The 15,980-nt window shown below is 62.9% G+C and carries 12 protein-coding genes; 8 read left to right on the top strand and 4 right to left on the bottom strand.

Translation table 11 applies throughout. The features are described 5' to 3' along the window. Positions 1 to 36: 36 nt before the first annotated feature. Positions 37 to 1,302, bottom strand: a complete 1,266-nt coding sequence (gene ispG / locus THPRO_RS03275) for a flavodoxin-dependent (E)-4-hydroxy-3-methylbut-2-enyl-diphosphate synthase (RefSeq protein ID WP_065089207.1) — start codon at positions 1,300 to 1,302, stop codon at positions 37 to 39. 190 nt (positions 1,303 to 1,492) lie between these two features. Here ispG and THPRO_RS03270 point away from each other — a divergent pair, with 190 nt between their 5' ends. From THPRO_RS03270 to THPRO_RS03260, 3 genes are all read left to right on the top strand, one after another. After that, entirely contained in the window at positions 1,493 to 3,829 is a 2,337-nt protein-coding gene (locus THPRO_RS03270; RefSeq protein ID WP_038086635.1) for a DUF1631 domain-containing protein, read from the top strand. Beyond that, positions 3,830 to 5,143 carry an MFS transporter gene (locus tag THPRO_RS03265; protein ID WP_330219977.1) on the top strand — a complete coding sequence of 438 codons (1,314 nt, stop codon included), beginning with the start codon at positions 3,830 to 3,832 and terminating at the stop codon, positions 5,141 to 5,143. A gap of 159 nt (positions 5,144 to 5,302) precedes the next feature. Next, positions 5,303 to 7,699 (top strand): EAL domain-containing protein, encoded by a 2,397-nt coding sequence (locus tag THPRO_RS03260; RefSeq protein WP_161489922.1) that lies wholly within the window; start codon positions 5,303 to 5,305, stop codon positions 7,697 to 7,699. Positions 7,700 to 7,703: 4 nt separating this feature from the next. On the opposite strand, the gene gluQRS is transcribed toward THPRO_RS03260, so the two are convergent. Together gluQRS and dksA are read right to left on the bottom strand one after the other, a co-directional pair. Continuing rightward, positions 7,704 to 8,687, bottom strand: coding sequence for a tRNA glutamyl-Q(34) synthetase GluQRS (gene gluQRS, locus THPRO_RS03255; RefSeq protein ID WP_236717238.1), 984 nt, complete (start codon positions 8,685 to 8,687; stop codon positions 7,704 to 7,706). Then, complete coding sequence (dksA, locus tag THPRO_RS03250; protein ID WP_038086634.1) at positions 8,684 to 9,133, bottom strand: RNA polymerase-binding protein DksA; 450 nt, start codon at positions 9,131 to 9,133, stop codon at positions 8,684 to 8,686. Before dksA ends, gluQRS begins: the two co-directional genes overlap by 4 nt. 226 nt (positions 9,134 to 9,359) lie before the next feature. Here dksA and THPRO_RS03245 point away from each other — a divergent pair, with 226 nt between their 5' ends. Further along, entirely contained in the window at positions 9,360 to 10,136 is a 777-nt protein-coding gene (locus THPRO_RS03245) for a TIGR04219 family outer membrane beta-barrel protein (RefSeq protein WP_038086633.1), read from the top strand. A 79-nt stretch (positions 10,137 to 10,215) separates the two neighbouring features. Beyond that, the gene (locus THPRO_RS03240) at positions 10,216 to 10,983 is read left to right on the top strand and encodes an HAD family hydrolase (protein ID WP_038086632.1); all 768 of its coding nucleotides are present in this window, start codon (positions 10,216 to 10,218) and stop codon (positions 10,981 to 10,983) included. Here the strand turns inward: THPRO_RS03240 and xseA are convergent. Then, on the bottom strand, positions 10,980 to 12,332 hold the full coding sequence (xseA, locus tag THPRO_RS03235; protein ID WP_065089204.1) for an exodeoxyribonuclease VII large subunit: 1,353 nt from the start codon (positions 12,330 to 12,332) through the stop codon (positions 10,980 to 10,982). The genes THPRO_RS03240 and xseA overlap by 4 nt on opposite strands. A 92-nt stretch (positions 12,333 to 12,424) precedes the next feature. Between xseA and guaB the strand changes: the two genes are divergently transcribed. Genes guaB through tadA form a run of 3 tightly spaced genes read left to right on the top strand, consistent with a single transcriptional unit; the run spans position 12,425 to position 15,973 of the window. Further along, the gene (gene guaB / locus THPRO_RS03230; protein ID WP_065089203.1) at positions 12,425 to 13,885 is read left to right on the top strand and encodes an IMP dehydrogenase; all 1,461 of its coding nucleotides are present in this window, start codon (positions 12,425 to 12,427) and stop codon (positions 13,883 to 13,885) included. Positions 13,886 to 13,925: 40 nt separating this feature from the next. Further along, positions 13,926 to 15,503: a glutamine-hydrolyzing GMP synthase gene (gene guaA / locus THPRO_RS03225; RefSeq protein ID WP_038086631.1), complete on the top strand. Its 1,578-nt coding sequence runs from the start codon at positions 13,926 to 13,928 to the stop codon at positions 15,501 to 15,503. Beyond that, positions 15,500 to 15,973, top strand: coding sequence for a tRNA adenosine(34) deaminase TadA (gene tadA / locus THPRO_RS03220; protein ID WP_038086962.1), 474 nt, complete (start codon positions 15,500 to 15,502; stop codon positions 15,971 to 15,973). Before guaA ends, tadA begins: the two co-directional genes overlap by 4 nt. The last annotated feature ends 7 nt before the right edge of the window (positions 15,974 to 15,980 follow it).

Below are 15,980 nucleotides of genomic sequence, written 5' to 3'. Positions count from 1 at the left end.
AAATTCCACTCGCATGCGGACCGTTGGCGGCAAACGCTAGCGTGTCGAGGCGGGTGCGCAAAGAGGGTCTTCGGATGGCGATGCCTGCGGGTAGCGCGTCTGGACGTATTCCGTGACCAGAGCCTGGAATTCCTCGGCGATACGCTCCCCCTTGAGGGTCACGGTTTTCTCGCCGTCCACATAAACCGGGGCGACGGGCGTCTCGCCGGTGCCGGGCAGGCTGATGCCGATGTTCGCATGCCGACTTTCGCCGGGTCCGTTGACCACGCAGCCCATTACCGCGACCGACATGGATTCGACTCCTGGATGACGCGACCTCCAGCCCGGCATTTGCTCGCGCAGATAGGCCTGAATGGATTCGGCCAGTTCCTGAAAATAACTGCTCGAAGTGCGCCCACAGCCGGGGCAGGCGACGACTCGCGGCGAAAACGCGCGTAGCCCGAGGGACTGCAGTATCTCCTGGGCGACGATGACTTCTTCTGTGCGCTCGCCACCCGGTGCGGGCGTGAGGGAGATGCGGATGGTGTCGCCGATGCCTTCGGCGAGCAGAATCGAGAGCGCGGCCGTTGAGGCCACCACGCCCTTGGTGCCCATGCCGGCTTCGGTAAGGCCCATGTGAAGCGGATAATCGCAGCGTCCGGCCAGATCGCGATAGGCGCGTATCAGATCCGGCACGCCGGAGAGCTTGCAGGAAAGAATGATGCGGTCGTGCGCAAGCCCCAGCGCCTCTGCGCGCGCAGCACTGTCGAGCGCGGAGGCGAGGAGGGCCTCGTGGGTGATGGTTTCGAGGGGCAGCGGGCGCGCAAGCCGGGCGTTTTCGTCCAGCTTGCGCGCCAGCAGATCCTGGTCGAGCGATCCCCAGTTGACGCCGATGCGAACCGGCTTGTCATATCGACAGGCGAGTTCGATCATCTGTGCGAATTGCGTGTCGCGCTTGCTGCCACGCCCGACGTTGCCTGGGTTGATACGATATTTTGCCAGCGTGGCGGCGCAATCCGGATATTTGGACAGCAGTTTATGCCCATTGAAATGGAAGTCGCCCACGAGGGGGACGTCGATGCCCATGGCGTCGAGCCGGTTGCGTATGTCAGGAACGGCGGCAGCGGCTTCCTCGGTATTCACGGTGATGCGTACGAGCTCCGAGCCGGCACGCGCCAGTTCGGCCACCTGAATGGCCGTGCGTACCGGGTCGGCCGTATCCGTATTGGTCATGGACTGCACCGCCACGGGCGCGTCACCGCCGATGGTGACGTTGCCGATTATGACGGGTGTGCTGCGTCGACGAACTGGGAACACGGACATCGATGAAACTCGTTTGGATTTGGGCTGGCGGCGATTCTAACGCGTTTGTCGACCCGCGAGCAGGGGCAGCCGCTGGTCGGCTCCCGGCAGCAGTCCGTCGGATGTGCAAGGGTTGGTGATGGGGGCAACCGATAGTCTTATATGCCAGACCTCGGCAGCCGTTCGCTTGATGCGACGGAATAGGTGGACCATGAGCCAATCTCGATCCGAGAACGTCGTTTCACTGGACCCGCAGCGGAACAGGCTGGGCGCGGTTGAACGCAGCCAATTGGCGGCCAGGATCAGGGAACAGATCCGCAAGGGGCTGACGCAGCGCCTGCATGTCATGCTCGAACAGGTGGACGATGCGCTGTTCGCGCGTGCAGACCGAGCCGAAAGCAACCAGCAGCAGGCCACCTTCTTCGACGCCATGCGCGAGATTCGCCTCAAGCGCCCGACGCTGGAGGCGGATTTCGCCGCGCTGATTCTCAAGCGTTTCGATCAGGCATTGAACGATCGCAGGCCGCCACCGCCACAAGCGCAGCGCAATGCGCAGGACGCCGAATTGAGCCTGATCGAGACCGACGAGCTTGAGGAGCGTTTGGCCGTAGACGCCATGGTAACCAAGGCCCGTCGGCTTTACGCTGAGGCGCTCTACCTGATCGGCCAGCGTCTTGCAGCGATGGCCGGCACGTCCGCGCCTGCGGTCGACGAAGTGGCCGCCATCGGGCCGGATGTGATCTGCGGCGCCTTCCAGGAAGCCGCGTCTGCTCTCGAAATCGATATCCATACGCGCCTGCTGCTGTACAAGCTTTTCGATCAGGATGTGATCAATACGCTGGGCGATTTCTATGCCGGAATCAATGTCATTCTGCGTGAAAACGGCATCCTGCCGACCCTGAGCAGCGCAGATGCAGGCCATGGCCAGGCGCGTCGCCCGCGGAATGCCCGGGGGGGTGCCGCGCCGAATGCGGAGGTCGGATCCGGTGAAGCAATCGATCAAGGCGCCGAGCGCGAGGACGAAATAGCGCAGGCGCTGCGCAATTTCCTGTACGGCAATGGGGTACGCGCCACGGCTTCCTACCCGGCCGCGGGTCCGGCGGGTGGCGGGCAAGGCGGCGTAGGCTATGCCCCGCGATTGCCGGTGGTGGAGGCTTTGTCCCGACTGCAGGTGGCGCCTGCGGTAGGACAGTACTTCGTCGATGGCGGTTTGTCGCTCAACACCGAGGCGCTCAAGCGCGGGCTGATCGAAAGCGGTACCGCGGCTGGCATGGCAACGGTGATACGGCCGATGGAGGACAAGACCATCGATGTCGTCGCCATGCTGTTCGATTTCCTGTTCGAAGATCCGGACCTGCCGGGAGAGATAAAGGGTGCCGTTGCGAGACTTCAGATCCCGGTGCTCAAGGCGGCGCTTATCGATGCGGAGTTCTTCACGCGTCGGCAGCACCCGGTCAGACGTCTGCTCAATCAGATGGCGCGCGCCGCCGTCGGTTGGTCTCCAGAGGCAGACGATCCGGATGACGGCCTGTTGCCCTGCATCCAGCGTCTGGTGGACCGCGTCATCGACGAGTTCGAGGACAATGTGCAGGTGTTTTCGGATGTGCTCGAGACATTCGAGGACTGGCTGCAACAATCGGAACATCGTTCATCTGTTCGTGAAGAAGAGGCCGTTGGGGAGGCCCGCCAGGCGGAATCGCGTGCGGTCGCCAAGGCTGCAGCCGCGACCGCTATCGATGAAACCATCGGTGAAGCGATCTTGCCGGAGCCGGCCGCGGCCTTTCTTAAAGGCCCTTGGTCGAATCTGTTGGCGGGCATCTATCGTTTGGAGGGTGCCGGTTCTCCAACCTGGGATCGCGTGCTGAATGTGGCTTCGACCCTGGTCTGGAGCCTGATGCCCAAGGAGTCTGAAGCGGCACGCCGGCAGCTGCTCGAGACATTGCCCGCACTGCTGCGGGCCCTGCGTGACGGCATGGAGCGCCTGCGTCTGCCGCCGGCGGGGCGCGAGCGCCTGTTGAACTGTCTGGCGGTGGAGCACACCCGCCTGGCGCGTGCTCACAGGCCGACACCGACGACTCCGCCCGAGGTGTCCAGCGAGACGCAAGGCGTGGCAACAGAAGCGAAGGAAGACCACCCGACGGATGCGCATCAGGAAGAATTGCCCGATGCGCAATCGTTCATGGCGCGCAAGGCTGCTCAAATCAACCGGATGATCGACGAAGGCCGCTTCCTGGGCAGCGTCATGCCGAGACTGACCGAAGAGGGTCCGCTGGATCATTTTTATGACCGCGCCGAGTCCATGGGGGAGGGCACCTGGCTGGACTGGACCGATCGCGAAGGCCGCGAACTCCGCATCAAACTCTCCTGGAAAAGTGTGATTAGTGGAAAGTATTTCTTCGTCAATCGTCAGGGCGTGAAGGTTGCGGAGATGAATACACACGGGCTTGCGCACGAAATACGCGAGGGTAGAGCGCGCGTCATCGAGGACGCCTCTATGGTGGACCGCGCACTGCTTTCGGTGCTCGGCAACCTCCAGCAAGGCATGTGAGTGCCTGGCAGGGTGGATCTTCCCGAGGGGAGAGGCATTGTCGCTTGGGCGCTCTATGATTGGGCCAATTCGGCGTTCGCCACGGTCGTCATGGCTGGTTTTTTCCCCATTTTTTTCCGTGAATACTGGAGCCGAGGGCAGCCCTCGGAAACGATCACCTTCCATTTGGGAGTGGTCAATTCGACAGCCAGCCTGCTGATCGCATTGCTGGCCCCGGTACTCGGCGCCATGGCGGACCGCGGGCGTACCAAGAAGCGATTCCTTGCACTGTTCACGCTGCTGGGCATCGCGGGTACGGCTTCGATGTTTCTCTTGGGCGGCGGGCATTGGCAGTATGCCGCCGTGTTGTATACCGTTGCCGTCATCGGCTACATGGGCGCCAATATCTTCTACGATGCCCTGCTCGTGGCCGTGGCCAAGCCGCGGGACTACGATCGCGTCTCCTCGCTCGGATACGGGCTTGGCTATCTCGGCGGCGGAGGGCTGTTCGCGGTTTGTGTCGCATTGACACTTTGGCCGAGCCGGTTCGGGCTGAGTGATGCGGCGGAGGCGGTGAAGGGTGCGTTCCTGTTGACGGCTGTTTGGTGGGGCGTATTCAGCATGCCGTTGTTGCTTCGCGTGCCCGAACCCGATGGAGGCAGCCCCGTCGCGGGCTGGGGGAAAGTCGCCCGGGCGGGATGGCGACAGTTGCTGGAAACACTGCGCCATATCCGCAGCCTCAAACTGGTCGGCGGTTTCCTGCTGGCCTATTGGTTGTACATCGACGGCGTCAATACCGTGATCCGCATGGCGGTCAATTATGCGATGTCGTTGGGATTCGGCAGTCAGCAACTGATCGCCGCGCTGTTGCTGACGCAGTTCGTCGGAATTCCCGCCGCCATTGCCTTCGGTTATCTCGGCGAGCGCATCGGCACCCGTACCGCGATCTTGTTCGGGATAGGCGTCTATGTGCTGGCGACCCTATGGGCCGCCGTTATGCACAGCACTTGGGAGTTTTATGCCATTGCTGCCGTGATAGGTCTCGTACAGGGTGGCGTACAGGGTCTTAGCCGGGCGCTGTACGCGCGCCTGATCCCAAGCGAGAAATCCGGGGAATTTTTCGGCTTCTACAATATGCTCGGCAAGTTTGCCGCGGTCATCGGCCCCTTGCTGATGGGGGTGACCGCACTTGTGAGCGATGATCCCCGTCTTTCGATACTTTCGATCTTGATACTGTTCCTGTCCGGCGCGATCCTGCTGTGGCGCCTACCCATGCACGGTATTGGTGCGAACTGGTCCGATAGCGCGCGCGCCAGGAGGAGGCGAATCGATTGATGAGGTCGATCGGCGCGCCACGCACCCCTATGGGGCGCGCGCAGGGCGGTCATGCGGGCTGGTATAAATAATGCCTTTATTTTTGCGTCATCGATATCACGGGCTGTCATGAAACATCGTAGCCGGGCTCATTTGCTGGTCAGGGCGGGAGACCGATCCGTGCCCGGTGAGTGGCATGCCTGGGGCGAGCCGTTGGACGACGATGCCGGTATATGGATATTCGATCATGCGGCGGACGATCTGGCGGATCTTCTCGATCGATTGTTGTTGACGCTGCCCGAGACAGCCCGCGCCGGCGTTCTGGCGCTCGAGCTGGACGACCCGACGGCAGCCTTGCCCATGGTGGAGCTGCTGCGCAGGCTCACGCCCATGGAGGCCTTGCATGCACGTATCCATCATTCTTGGATCAATGGCGAACTCAATGACGGTATCTGCAGCGACATCCAGCCGATCGTCGACCTCAACCAGACAGGCAGGATATTCGCTTATGAGGCCTTGTGCCGTGTCGATCTTGGCGCGGCCGGCCGCCTGGGCGGTGGCGAGGCGTTTTCCATCGCACGTCGTGCCGGGCGTCTGACCGATTTCGACTTGGTCTGCCAGGCCAGCGCGCTTTCCGTCAAGAAAAGGCTATTGCCGCAGGGCATGCCGATCTTCATCAACGCCATGCCGAACAGTCTGCTGCAAAGCGATTTCGCGGCTCATCCATCTTTCGGGCTGATGCAGGATCTCGGTGTACCGCCGCATGAGGTAGTCATCGAGGTCGTGGAGAGCGAGCAGGTGGAAGACCCAGAGGCGCTGGCGACCGCCTGCGACCGTCTCAAGGCGATGGGTTTCAGAATCGCCCTGGACGATATCGGATCGGGTTACAGCGGCCTCAACCTGTTGGCGACGTTGCGTCCCGATTTCGTCAAGATCGACCGAGCCTTGGTGCACGGCGTGCACAACAGCCGAATGCGCGTTGGCGTACTTGAGGCGCTGATATCGATGGCGCAACGGTTGGGTTGTGTTTCCATCGCCGAGGGCCTTGAGAACGTCGAGGATGTCGAGCTGTGCCGCGATCTTGGGGTCGGGTATGCCCAAGGCTACTATTTTGCGCGCCCGATGCCGGGCTTGGCGGATGCGGCGGCGCTACCTGTCCTGTCTCAGGGGCGCAACCGCCAAATGCGGCCTCTGGTGCGACTGGGCGATTTCCTGAGCCATGGCGAGACGGTGTCGATCGGTGCCGAGATGGTGGCGGCACGGCAGGCATTTATGCGCAATACCGCGCTCGAACATATCATCGTGCTGGAGCAGGGCCGGCCTCTGGGTTTTCTTTCCAGGCGCATTCTGACGGCACCGGCCTGGGAGGCGGTCGGGCGGCATATCCATCCGCTCGAACAGATATTGAGCGCCCGCGTGAATGCGCACAGCCTGCTGAGGCGGCTCTACGAGACGGGGGGGCGCGCGCAACCCTGGGTCGTGGTGGACGACAATGGCCGTTACATGGGTACCCTGGTTTTGCTTGGTGTGCTTGACCATTTGCTGAACGTCCGGCTGCCACCCAGCGTACACCCATTGAGTGGCCTGCCGACCGGGCCAGTATTGCGTAGCCTGATAGAACAGCGGCTCGCCGGTGGCGAGGCCTTGCAGTTGGTATATCTGGACCTCGATCATTTCAAGGCGTTCAACGACCGCTACGGCTTCGTCCGCGGGGACGCCATGATCAAGGTGCTTGCCGAAATCCTGCGCAAGGGATTCGACGGCTTGCCGGAAGCGGAGCTGGGGCATATTGGCGGCGACGACTTTCTGTTGGTTGCGCCCGCCAGGGCGCCGGGGCTTGATGCGCGTCTGCGCTGGCTGATCGACCGTTTCCATGAACTTGCCCCCCATCTGTATGACGAAAGCGATCTTGATCTAGGTTATTTCGGTACCCAGGACGGACAGTACCACCCCGTGGCCACCTTATCGGTCGTCGTGGTAAACGGCCGGACCGGACCAATGAGCGATAGCGTGATGGCGAGTACCCGTGCCGCCCAACTCAAACGCGCCGCCAAGGATCGTCTTGGCAGCGTGATCGTGACAGAAGGCACGCCGCCGGTCGTGACTGAAATGCCGCGTGTACTCGGGCTTGCAGCCTGGCGTCACGCGCTCGAGAACGCCTTGGCCACATTCCCGCATACAGGCGATGCCGACGCCGTGGATCAATGGTTCGGACGCTATTCGGCTTTCGAACTGGTGTTCCGCCTCGATGCGCGCGGCATCCAGCAGGGTGCGAACTGGCTCAACCCCGGCATGCGCGGGTTGATCAAGCGCGGCGGGGAAGGAATGAATCGGGCCGATCGAACCTATTTCCGGGAATTGCGCCGCGGGCAACGCAGTTATCTTTCGAGCATCTATGTTTCGCGCGCGACCGAGGACTTCTGCATATCACTGGCCTTGCCGCGATGGCACGCCAATGGCACCCTCGCCGAAGTCATGGTCGGCGATATCAACTTGGTGTCGTTGGTAGGGCTCGCCGCCGAATCGCACGATGGCGGTGGACCGCTGCCGATAATGGGATCCGAGACCACGGCCTGATCTGCTATTGGTTCGGGTGAATGGGCGCCGAGCACGTGGTTACGCCGCGCAACGCATCGAGTGCCCAATGTTCGCCTGCCCAGGCCCAGAGGTCGCGAGGTTCACCCGTCCGCAACTCCCGTGGCGGCTGTTGACCCAAGGCCCACAGCGCTCGCCAGAGGTTCTCCCCTGGGCACCCTGTATCGAGTGCCGCCGCGCCGGCCGACTTGCTCAGCTTGGTGCCCTCCCGGCCGACGACAAGCGGTAGGTGCGCATAGCGAGGCGCCAGCAAGCCCAGGCAATCCTGCAGATGGCGTTGGCGCGGCGTCGATTCGAGGAGATCGATGCCCCGCACCACGTCGCTGATACCTTGCCAGGCATCATCGACGACTACGGCGAGCTGGTAGGCGTAATAGCCGTCTGCCCGCTTGATCACGAAGTCTCCACCCTCCGATTCCAGATACGCAGCGTGCCAACCCTGTAGCCGGTCGTCGAAGCCGATCGGCCGATCATGCGTCAGCACCCGCAGCGCGCGCGCGCGGCGGCCCGGTGGCAGGCCTGTGCGGCAGGTGCCGGGGTAGTGCGGCAGACCCTGGTGGTTGCGGATCAGATCGCGCCGGGTGCAGGCGCAGGGATAGGCAAGCCGCTCGGAAAGCAGGCATTCGGCGGCATCTGCGTAGGCGGACGTGCGGTCGCGCTGGTACACGACGGGCCCATCCCAGGCAAATCCATGCTGTTCCAAGGTGCGCAGTATTGCGCTGGCGGCACCGGGCACTTCGCGCGGCGGATCGATGTTCTCAATGCGCAGCAGCCACTCCCCCTGGTGCCTGATGGCTTCAAGACGGCTTGCCAGGGCCGTGGCGAGGGATCCGAGATGCAAGGGACCGCTGGGCGAGGGCGCGAACCGGCCGCGGTAGGCGCGGGGGCGGGCCGGTTCGCTCGTGTGGTTGATCGAGGCTTCGGCGCGGGCGGCGCGATTGCCGGGCGCGCCCGCATCCGGACTCGTCACGCCATTTGCTTTTCCTTGATCTCCTGCAGGGTTTTGCATTCGATGCACAGCGTGGCGGTGGGGCGGGCCTCAAGGCGCCGGATGCCGATTTCCGAGCCGCAGGACTTGCAGTAACCGTATTCCCCCTGATCGAGGTCGTCGAGAGCCTCGGATATTTTCTTGAGCAGTTTGCGTTCGCGGTCGCGGGTGCGCAGCTCCAGGCTGAATTCCTCTTCCTGGGTCGCACGGTCGGCCGGGTCGGCGAAGTTGGCGGCTTCACTTTTCATGTGCTCGACGGTGCGGTCGACTTCTTCCATCAACTCTTGCCGCCAGGCGCGCAAGATATGGCGAAAGTGTTCGCGCTGCGCGTCATTCATGTACTCCTCGCCCTCTTTGAGCTCATAAGGCGCGATACCCGCGACAGGTGAGCGGACGGGGGTGTTGGCATTCTGGTCGCTAGCGGCCATGGTCTACTCCAGCTGGGACATAACAACCCGTATTCTACACCGGGCGCGAAAAGGCGATTTTAGTAGCAGATGTCCGGGCGACATGCAAGCCGCGAGCGCGGTCCATGCCTCCTGGATCATGCCGCATGTTAGAATCCATGGGTCGGCGGCGCTTTGGTCTGCGCGCGGCCGTCCTGGCAAGCTCCATCCGATACGAACTATAGATCACGCAAGGAGTATTCAAGACATGGCAATCCGACATGCGCTTGCCGCCCTCGGCGGTTGCACGCTAGGCCTGTGCTCGATGGGCTCGGCACACGCGGCGCTCGGCTTCAACGTGAGCCTTGGAGCCGGCATCTGGTCGCAGCAGCCCAGTGGTTATGTTCATTATACGACCGGCGGTCAGTCGTCCAGCAACGTCAATCTCAAGAGCGATCTCGGTCTGAGCAGCAAGAGTCAGGGCTACGCTTGGGTCGATATCCAGCACCCGATCCCGGTGCTGCCGGATGTCGAGGTTCGCTATTCGCGTATCGATACCAGTGGCAGCCAGGTGTTGTCGCGGACGATCACTTATGGCGGGCAGACCTATACCGCCAACCAGCAGGTCAGCAGCCAGCTCAAGCTGACGCAGACCGACTTCATTTTCTACTATCAGCCCATCAACAATATCGTGCAGCTCCGTCTGGGTCTCGACGTCAAGGCGATGAGCCTGAGCGCCGACCTCAAGAGCGGCAATCAATCGAGCTCGGCCAGCGGCTCGGTGGCGGTGCCGATGCTTTATGCCGGCCTGCATGCGGACCTGCCGCTGACCGGGTTGAGCGCGGCGGTCGATGGTAGCTACATAGGCAATGGCACGAACTATTTCGCCGACTACCAGGCGAAAATCGCCTATGAAACGCCCATCGGCCTGGGTCTGCAGGCCGGTTATCGTCAAATGGAGTTGAAGGTCGCCAGCAGCAATATCGACCCCAACGGCGACATCAAATTCAAAGGCGCGTTCGCAGGCATCTTCTACCACTTCTGAGCTTGTGCCGCCCCGCCTGGCACCTGCCGGCGCCAGGCGGGGCGGCGCGACGCCAGTCCGACGACCCAAGCAGACGATCATGAGTAGTATCAAGGCCCTGATTTTCGATGTGGACGGTACATTGGCCGATACCGAGCGGGACGGCCATCGGCCGGCCTTCAACCGCAGTTTCGCCGATGCCGGTCTCGACTGGGAGTGGACGCCGGCCCTGTACGGCGAGTTGCTGGCGGTGACTGGCGGCAAGGAGCGTATCGCTCATTACATACAGCGGCACCGCCCCGATTTCAAGCCTGCGGAGGGTGCGCTTGAGGACTTCATCGCTGGGCTGCACCGCAACAAGACGCGCCACTATCTCGAATTGCTTGGGCAAGGCGAAATACCGCTGCGTCCCGGTGTCGAACGGTTGCTTCGGGAGGCTCGGGATACCGGCATGACACTGGCCATTGCGACCACCACCACACCTGAAAACGTGACCGGCTTGCTGCGTTCGACGCTTGGGGACGAGTCGGTGGGGTGGTTCGGTGTGATTGCGGCCGGGGATGTCGTGCCGGCCAAGAAGCCGGCTCCGGATATCTTCACCCATGCGTTGTCGCAGCTCGGACTCGCAGCCGACGACTGTCTGGCGATCGAGGATTCGGAAAACGGACTGCTCGCAGCCCGTGGTGCAGGACTGCGAACTTTGGTGACGGTCAACGACTACACGCGCGATCATGATTTCGACGGTGCATGCGCGGTGCTCGACCATCTTGGCGATGCCCACAACCCCTGCCGCGTGCTGCACGGCGGATGTGCCGGCCTGGCGCCGATGGTGACGCTGCCTGCGTTGCGGGGCTGTCTCGACCGCTAGTCGTTACCTGTCGGCGTCGCGAGTACCCGGCAGCGTAGTCGCCCGTGAGCGATGCGCGCCTCGATTTCACTGCCGGGAGGCGCCTGCGCCGTTTCGCGCACCGCCCGTCCCCGTTCGTCGAGGAGGATTGCGTAACCTCGTCCAAGCGTCGCCAACGGGCTCACGGCCTCCAGCGTGCGGACCAGGCCGGCGAGCCGTTCGCCAGCGGCTTGAAGGCGTGCGCCCGTGGCGGCAGGCAGGGCTTGACGCGCACGTGCGAGCCTCGTTCCGTCCAGCGCCAGCCGTTTAGCCGGGGAGCTTGCCCGCAGCCGGAATCGACTGGCCTGCAGCGCGGCTTGCAGGCGTTGCAGATGACGATGTTGAGCCTGGCGAAGCCGGCCTTCCAGTTCATCCAGCCGCTGACTTTGCTGTTGCAGCCGGCTCAGAGGGTGTCGACGGGCAAGGCGCCCAGACAACGAATCGATCTGCAGCAAGGCCGCGCCGAGCGGCCTGCGTATGGCCGCCCGGAGGCGCAAGGCGTCATGGCGCAGGCGTGCAACGAGCGCCTCCCGGTCCGGGCTGGCCAGTTCCGCGGCTGCCGAAGGCGTGGGAGCGCGGACGTCGGCTGCGAAATCGGCGATCGTCACATCGGTTTCGTGCCCGACCGCGCTGATCACGGGGATACGCGATGCCGCGATCGCGCGGGCCACGGTTTCCTCGTTGAAGGCCCACAAGTCCTCCAGCGAGCCGCCGCCTCGGCTCACGATGAGGACGTCGCAGCGAGAGTCGTGATTGGCTTGCTTGAGAGCCGCCACGAGGCTGGGAGCTGCTTCCCGGCCCTGTACCGTGGCCGGATAGACGAGAACGGGAATCGCCGGGAAGCGTCGGCGTAGCACGCTCAAAATGTCGCGCAGGGCCGCCCCGGTGGGCGAAGTGATGATGCCGATGTGATTCGGATAGGTCGGCAGGGGGCGTTTGTTGGCTGGGTCGAAGAGACCTTCCGCGGCAAGCTTGAGGCGCAGTGCGTCGAAGGCCCTGCGCAGGGCGCCTTCGCCGGCCTCTTCCATGTGCTCCACGATCAGTTGGTAGTCGCCCCTGGCTTCGTACAGGCTGACGCGACCGCGTACCAGCACCTGTTGGCCGGCGAGCGGCGCGAAGCGCAGGAGCTGATTGCGATTGCGAAACATGGCGGCTCGTATCTGTGCGCCGCCGTCTTTGAGAGTGAAATACAGATGCCCGGAGGCCGGCCGGGAAAGATTGGACAGCTCGCCTTCGACCCAGGTCAGGCCAAAAGCACCTTCCAGCAATTGACGTGCGCTGGCGTTGAGCTGCGAAACGCTGAGTATTTCGTGCGCTGTGGGTTCGGTCATGGGCATATGGCCTGGATGCAATCCCGAAGTTTACCTAACTACCCGCAAAATCTATAATGGCCGGTTTAATTAAGCCAGCCCGGGGTCACGCCATGCGAATCGTTCAGGAAGCCCTCACCTTTGACGACGTCCTGCTGCTGCCGGCGCACAGCCGGGTCATGCCGCGCGATGTCGATCTGCAAACCCGCCTGACGCGCGAGATCCGTCTTAACATCCCCGTGGTTTCCGCGGCGATGGATACGGTGACCGAGGCCCGTTTGGCCATCGCGCTGGCCCAGGAGGGCGGCATCGGCATCATCCACAAGAACATGACGGTGGATCAGCAGGCGCTCCAGGTCCGACAGGTCAAGAAATACGAGAGTGGCGTGATCACGCAGCCGATCACGGTCACGCCCGACATCAGTATCCGCGAACTGCAGGCGCTGACGCGAGCGCACAACATTTCCGGTGTGCCGGTGGTCAATGGCCAGGACCTCGTCGGCATCGTGACCAGCCGGGACATGCGGTTTCAAGAAAACCTGGATGCGCCGGTACAGAGCATCATGACGCCGCGCGACCGCCTGGTGACCGTGCGCGAGGGGGCGGGTCTCGATGAAATTCGCGGTTTGCTGCACAAACACCGCATCGAGAAGGTGCTGGTGGTTAACGACGATTTCCAATTGCGCGGCATGGTAACGGTCAAGGATATCCAGAAATCCAGCGATTATCCGAACGCCTGCAAGGATGGCGAGGGTCGGCTGCGGGCCGGCGCTGCGGTCGGTACCGGCGAGGGGACCGAGGCGCGCGTCGAGGCGCTCGTCGAGGCGGGCGTCGATGTGTTGATCGTCGACACCGCCCACGGCCATTCGCAAGGCGTTATCGACCGCGTGGCCTGGGTCAAGCGTAACTTTCCCCTGTTGCAGGTCATCGGCGGCAACATTGCCACCGGTGCCGCCGCCTCTGCGCTGGTCGATGTCGGTGCGGATGCGGTCAAGGTCGGCATCGGTCCGGGGTCGATCTGCACCACGCGAATCGTGGCCGGGGTCGGCGTGCCGCAGATCAGCGCCATCGACAACGTCTATCAAGCGCTCAAGGACACGGATGTGCCCCTCATCGCCGACGGTGGTATCCGCTTTTCCGGCGACATCGCCAAGGCCATCGCCGCCGGCGCACACTGCGTCATGATCGGCAGCATGTTTGCCGGAACCGAGGAGGCGCCCGGAGAGGTCGAACTCTACCAGGGACGATCCTACAAATCCTATCGCGGCATGGGGTCGCTCGGCGCGATGCAGAAGGGTTCCTCAGACCGTTATTTCCAGGAAGAGGGCTCGGCGGTCGAGAAGATGGTGCCGGAAGGCATCGAGGGGCGCGTGCCCTATAAAGGCTCGATTTCGGGGATCATTCACCAGTTGCTGGGCGGGCTGCGTTCCAGCATGGGTTACGTCGGAGCGCCCGATATCGACGCCATGCGTACCAAGCCCGAATTCGTCCGCGTGACCAACGCCGGGATGCGCGAGAGCCATGTGCACGACGTCGCGATCACCAAGGAAGCGCCGAATTACCGTATCGATTGATCAGACCCCTACGCATCAAACTGAGCCAGGCCTGGAGCCGATGACCGATAACATCCATTCTGACAAGATCCTGATCGTCGATTTCGGCTCGCAGTACACACAGCTGATCGCCCGGCGTGTGCGTGAGGCTGGGGTCTACAGTGAAATCCACCCCTGGGACATGACATCCCAGGCGGTGCGCGAATTTGCCCCTGCGGGCATCATTCTGTCCGGCAGCCCGGAATCGACCGTGGGCGAAGCCGCGCCACACGCACCCAACGCTGTTTTCGAACTGGGCGTGCCAGTGCTCGGCATCTGCTACGGCATGCAGACCATGGCGGCACAGCTTGGCGGCGAAGTCGAGGTGAGCGCGCATCGCGAATACGGCTATGCCCGCGTGCGCGCGCGCGGGCATAGCGCGCTGCTGCGTGACATCGAGGACGAGATCTCCCCGGAGGGCTATGGTCTGCTCGACGTGTGGATGTCGCATGGAGATCGCGTATGCGCGCTACCCCCGGGGTTCAAGCTGATGGCGAGCACGGACAGTGCGCCGCTTGCGGGGATGGCCGATGAGGACCGGCATTATTATGGCGTCCAGTTCCACCCGGAGGTCACCCATACCCGCCAGGGCGCGCGTATCCTTCAGCGCTTTGTGATCGACATTTGCGGCTGCCGCCCGCTGTGGACGGCTTCCAACATCATCGACGACGCCATGGCGCGCGTACGCGAGCAGGTCGGTCGCGACCGCGTGATACTCGGTCTTTCCGGCGGCGTGGACTCGTCGGTGGTGGCCGCGCTGCTGCACAGGGCGTTGGGCGATCAACTGACCTGCGTGTTCGTCGATCACGGTCTGTTACGGTTGCACGAAGGCGATCAGGTCATGAAAACCTTCGCCGACCATATGGGCGTGGAAGTCATCCGCGTCGATGCCGCCGCCCGCTTCCTGGGGGCGCTGGCCGGCGTGACGGACCCGGAGGAAAAGCGCCGGACGATAGGGCGTCTGTTCATCGAAATCTTCGACGAAGAAGCGTCCAAAATCGCCGATGCACGATGGTTGGCCCAGGGCACCATCTATCCCGACGTGATCGAATCGGCCGGCAGCAAGACCGGCAAGGCGCATGTGATCAAATCGCATCACAATGTCGGGGGGCTGCCGGAGGACATGAAGCTCGGTCTCGTGGAACCTTTGCGCGAATTGTTTAAGGACGAAGTGCGCCGGATCGGGCTTGAGCTTGGGCTGCCACACGAAATGGTGTACCGCCATCCGTTCCCAGGCCCTGGACTGGGTGTGCGCATTCTCGGAGAAGTCGTGCCCGCTTACGTTGAGCTGCTGCGGCGTGCGGATGCCATTTTCATCGAAGAACTACGCACTTATGGGTTTTATGACAAGGTGTCTCAGGCCTTCGCGGTATTCCTGCCCGTCAAGGCAGTCGGCGTCATGGGCGACGGCCGTCGCTACGATTACGTCGTTGCGCTGCGGGCGGTGGAAACCGTCGACTTCATGACCGCGCGTTGGGCGCATCTGCCCTACGAATTCCTAGATCACGTATCGCGGCGTATCGTCAACGAGATCGACGGCATCACCCGTGTGGTCTATGACGTGACCGGCAAACCGCCCGGCACCATCGAGTGGGAATAGCACCTCAAGGCACGCCGCCAGAGGCCGATCGCGAATGGATGCGACGTGCGCTGTCTCTGGCCGACAGGGCGGCCGCGGATGGCGAGGTGCCGGTAGGTGCGTTGGTGGTGCGCGAAGGCGGGGTGCTGGGCCAGGGGTGGAATCGTCCGGTGGCGAGCAACGATCCGACCGCACATGCCGAGATACTCGCGCTGCGCGAGGCAGCCGAAACCATTGGCAATTACCGATTGGCGGGGTGCACGCTTTACGTCACGCTCGAACCATGCCCGATGTGTGCCGGCGCGATGCTGCATTCGCGCCTGGATCGCGTCGTTTTCGCCGCCTATGACCCTCGCACTGGCGCGGCGGGCAGCGTGTTCGATATTCTGCAATCACCGCACAATCTCCATCGGGTGCAGGTCAGGGGTGGCGTGCTTGGCGAGATTGCTGGCGAGCGACTGCGGACATTCTTTAGAGCGCGGCGAGGATAGAGGTAGT

This window comes from Acidihalobacter prosperus, assembly GCF_000754095.2.
In the GTDB taxonomy this organism is placed as follows: Bacteria; Pseudomonadota; Gammaproteobacteria; order DSM-5130; family Acidihalobacteraceae; genus Acidihalobacter; species Acidihalobacter prosperus.
Note: the sequence above shows the minus strand (reverse complement) of the source record. Positions and strands in the feature narration are given on the sequence as shown.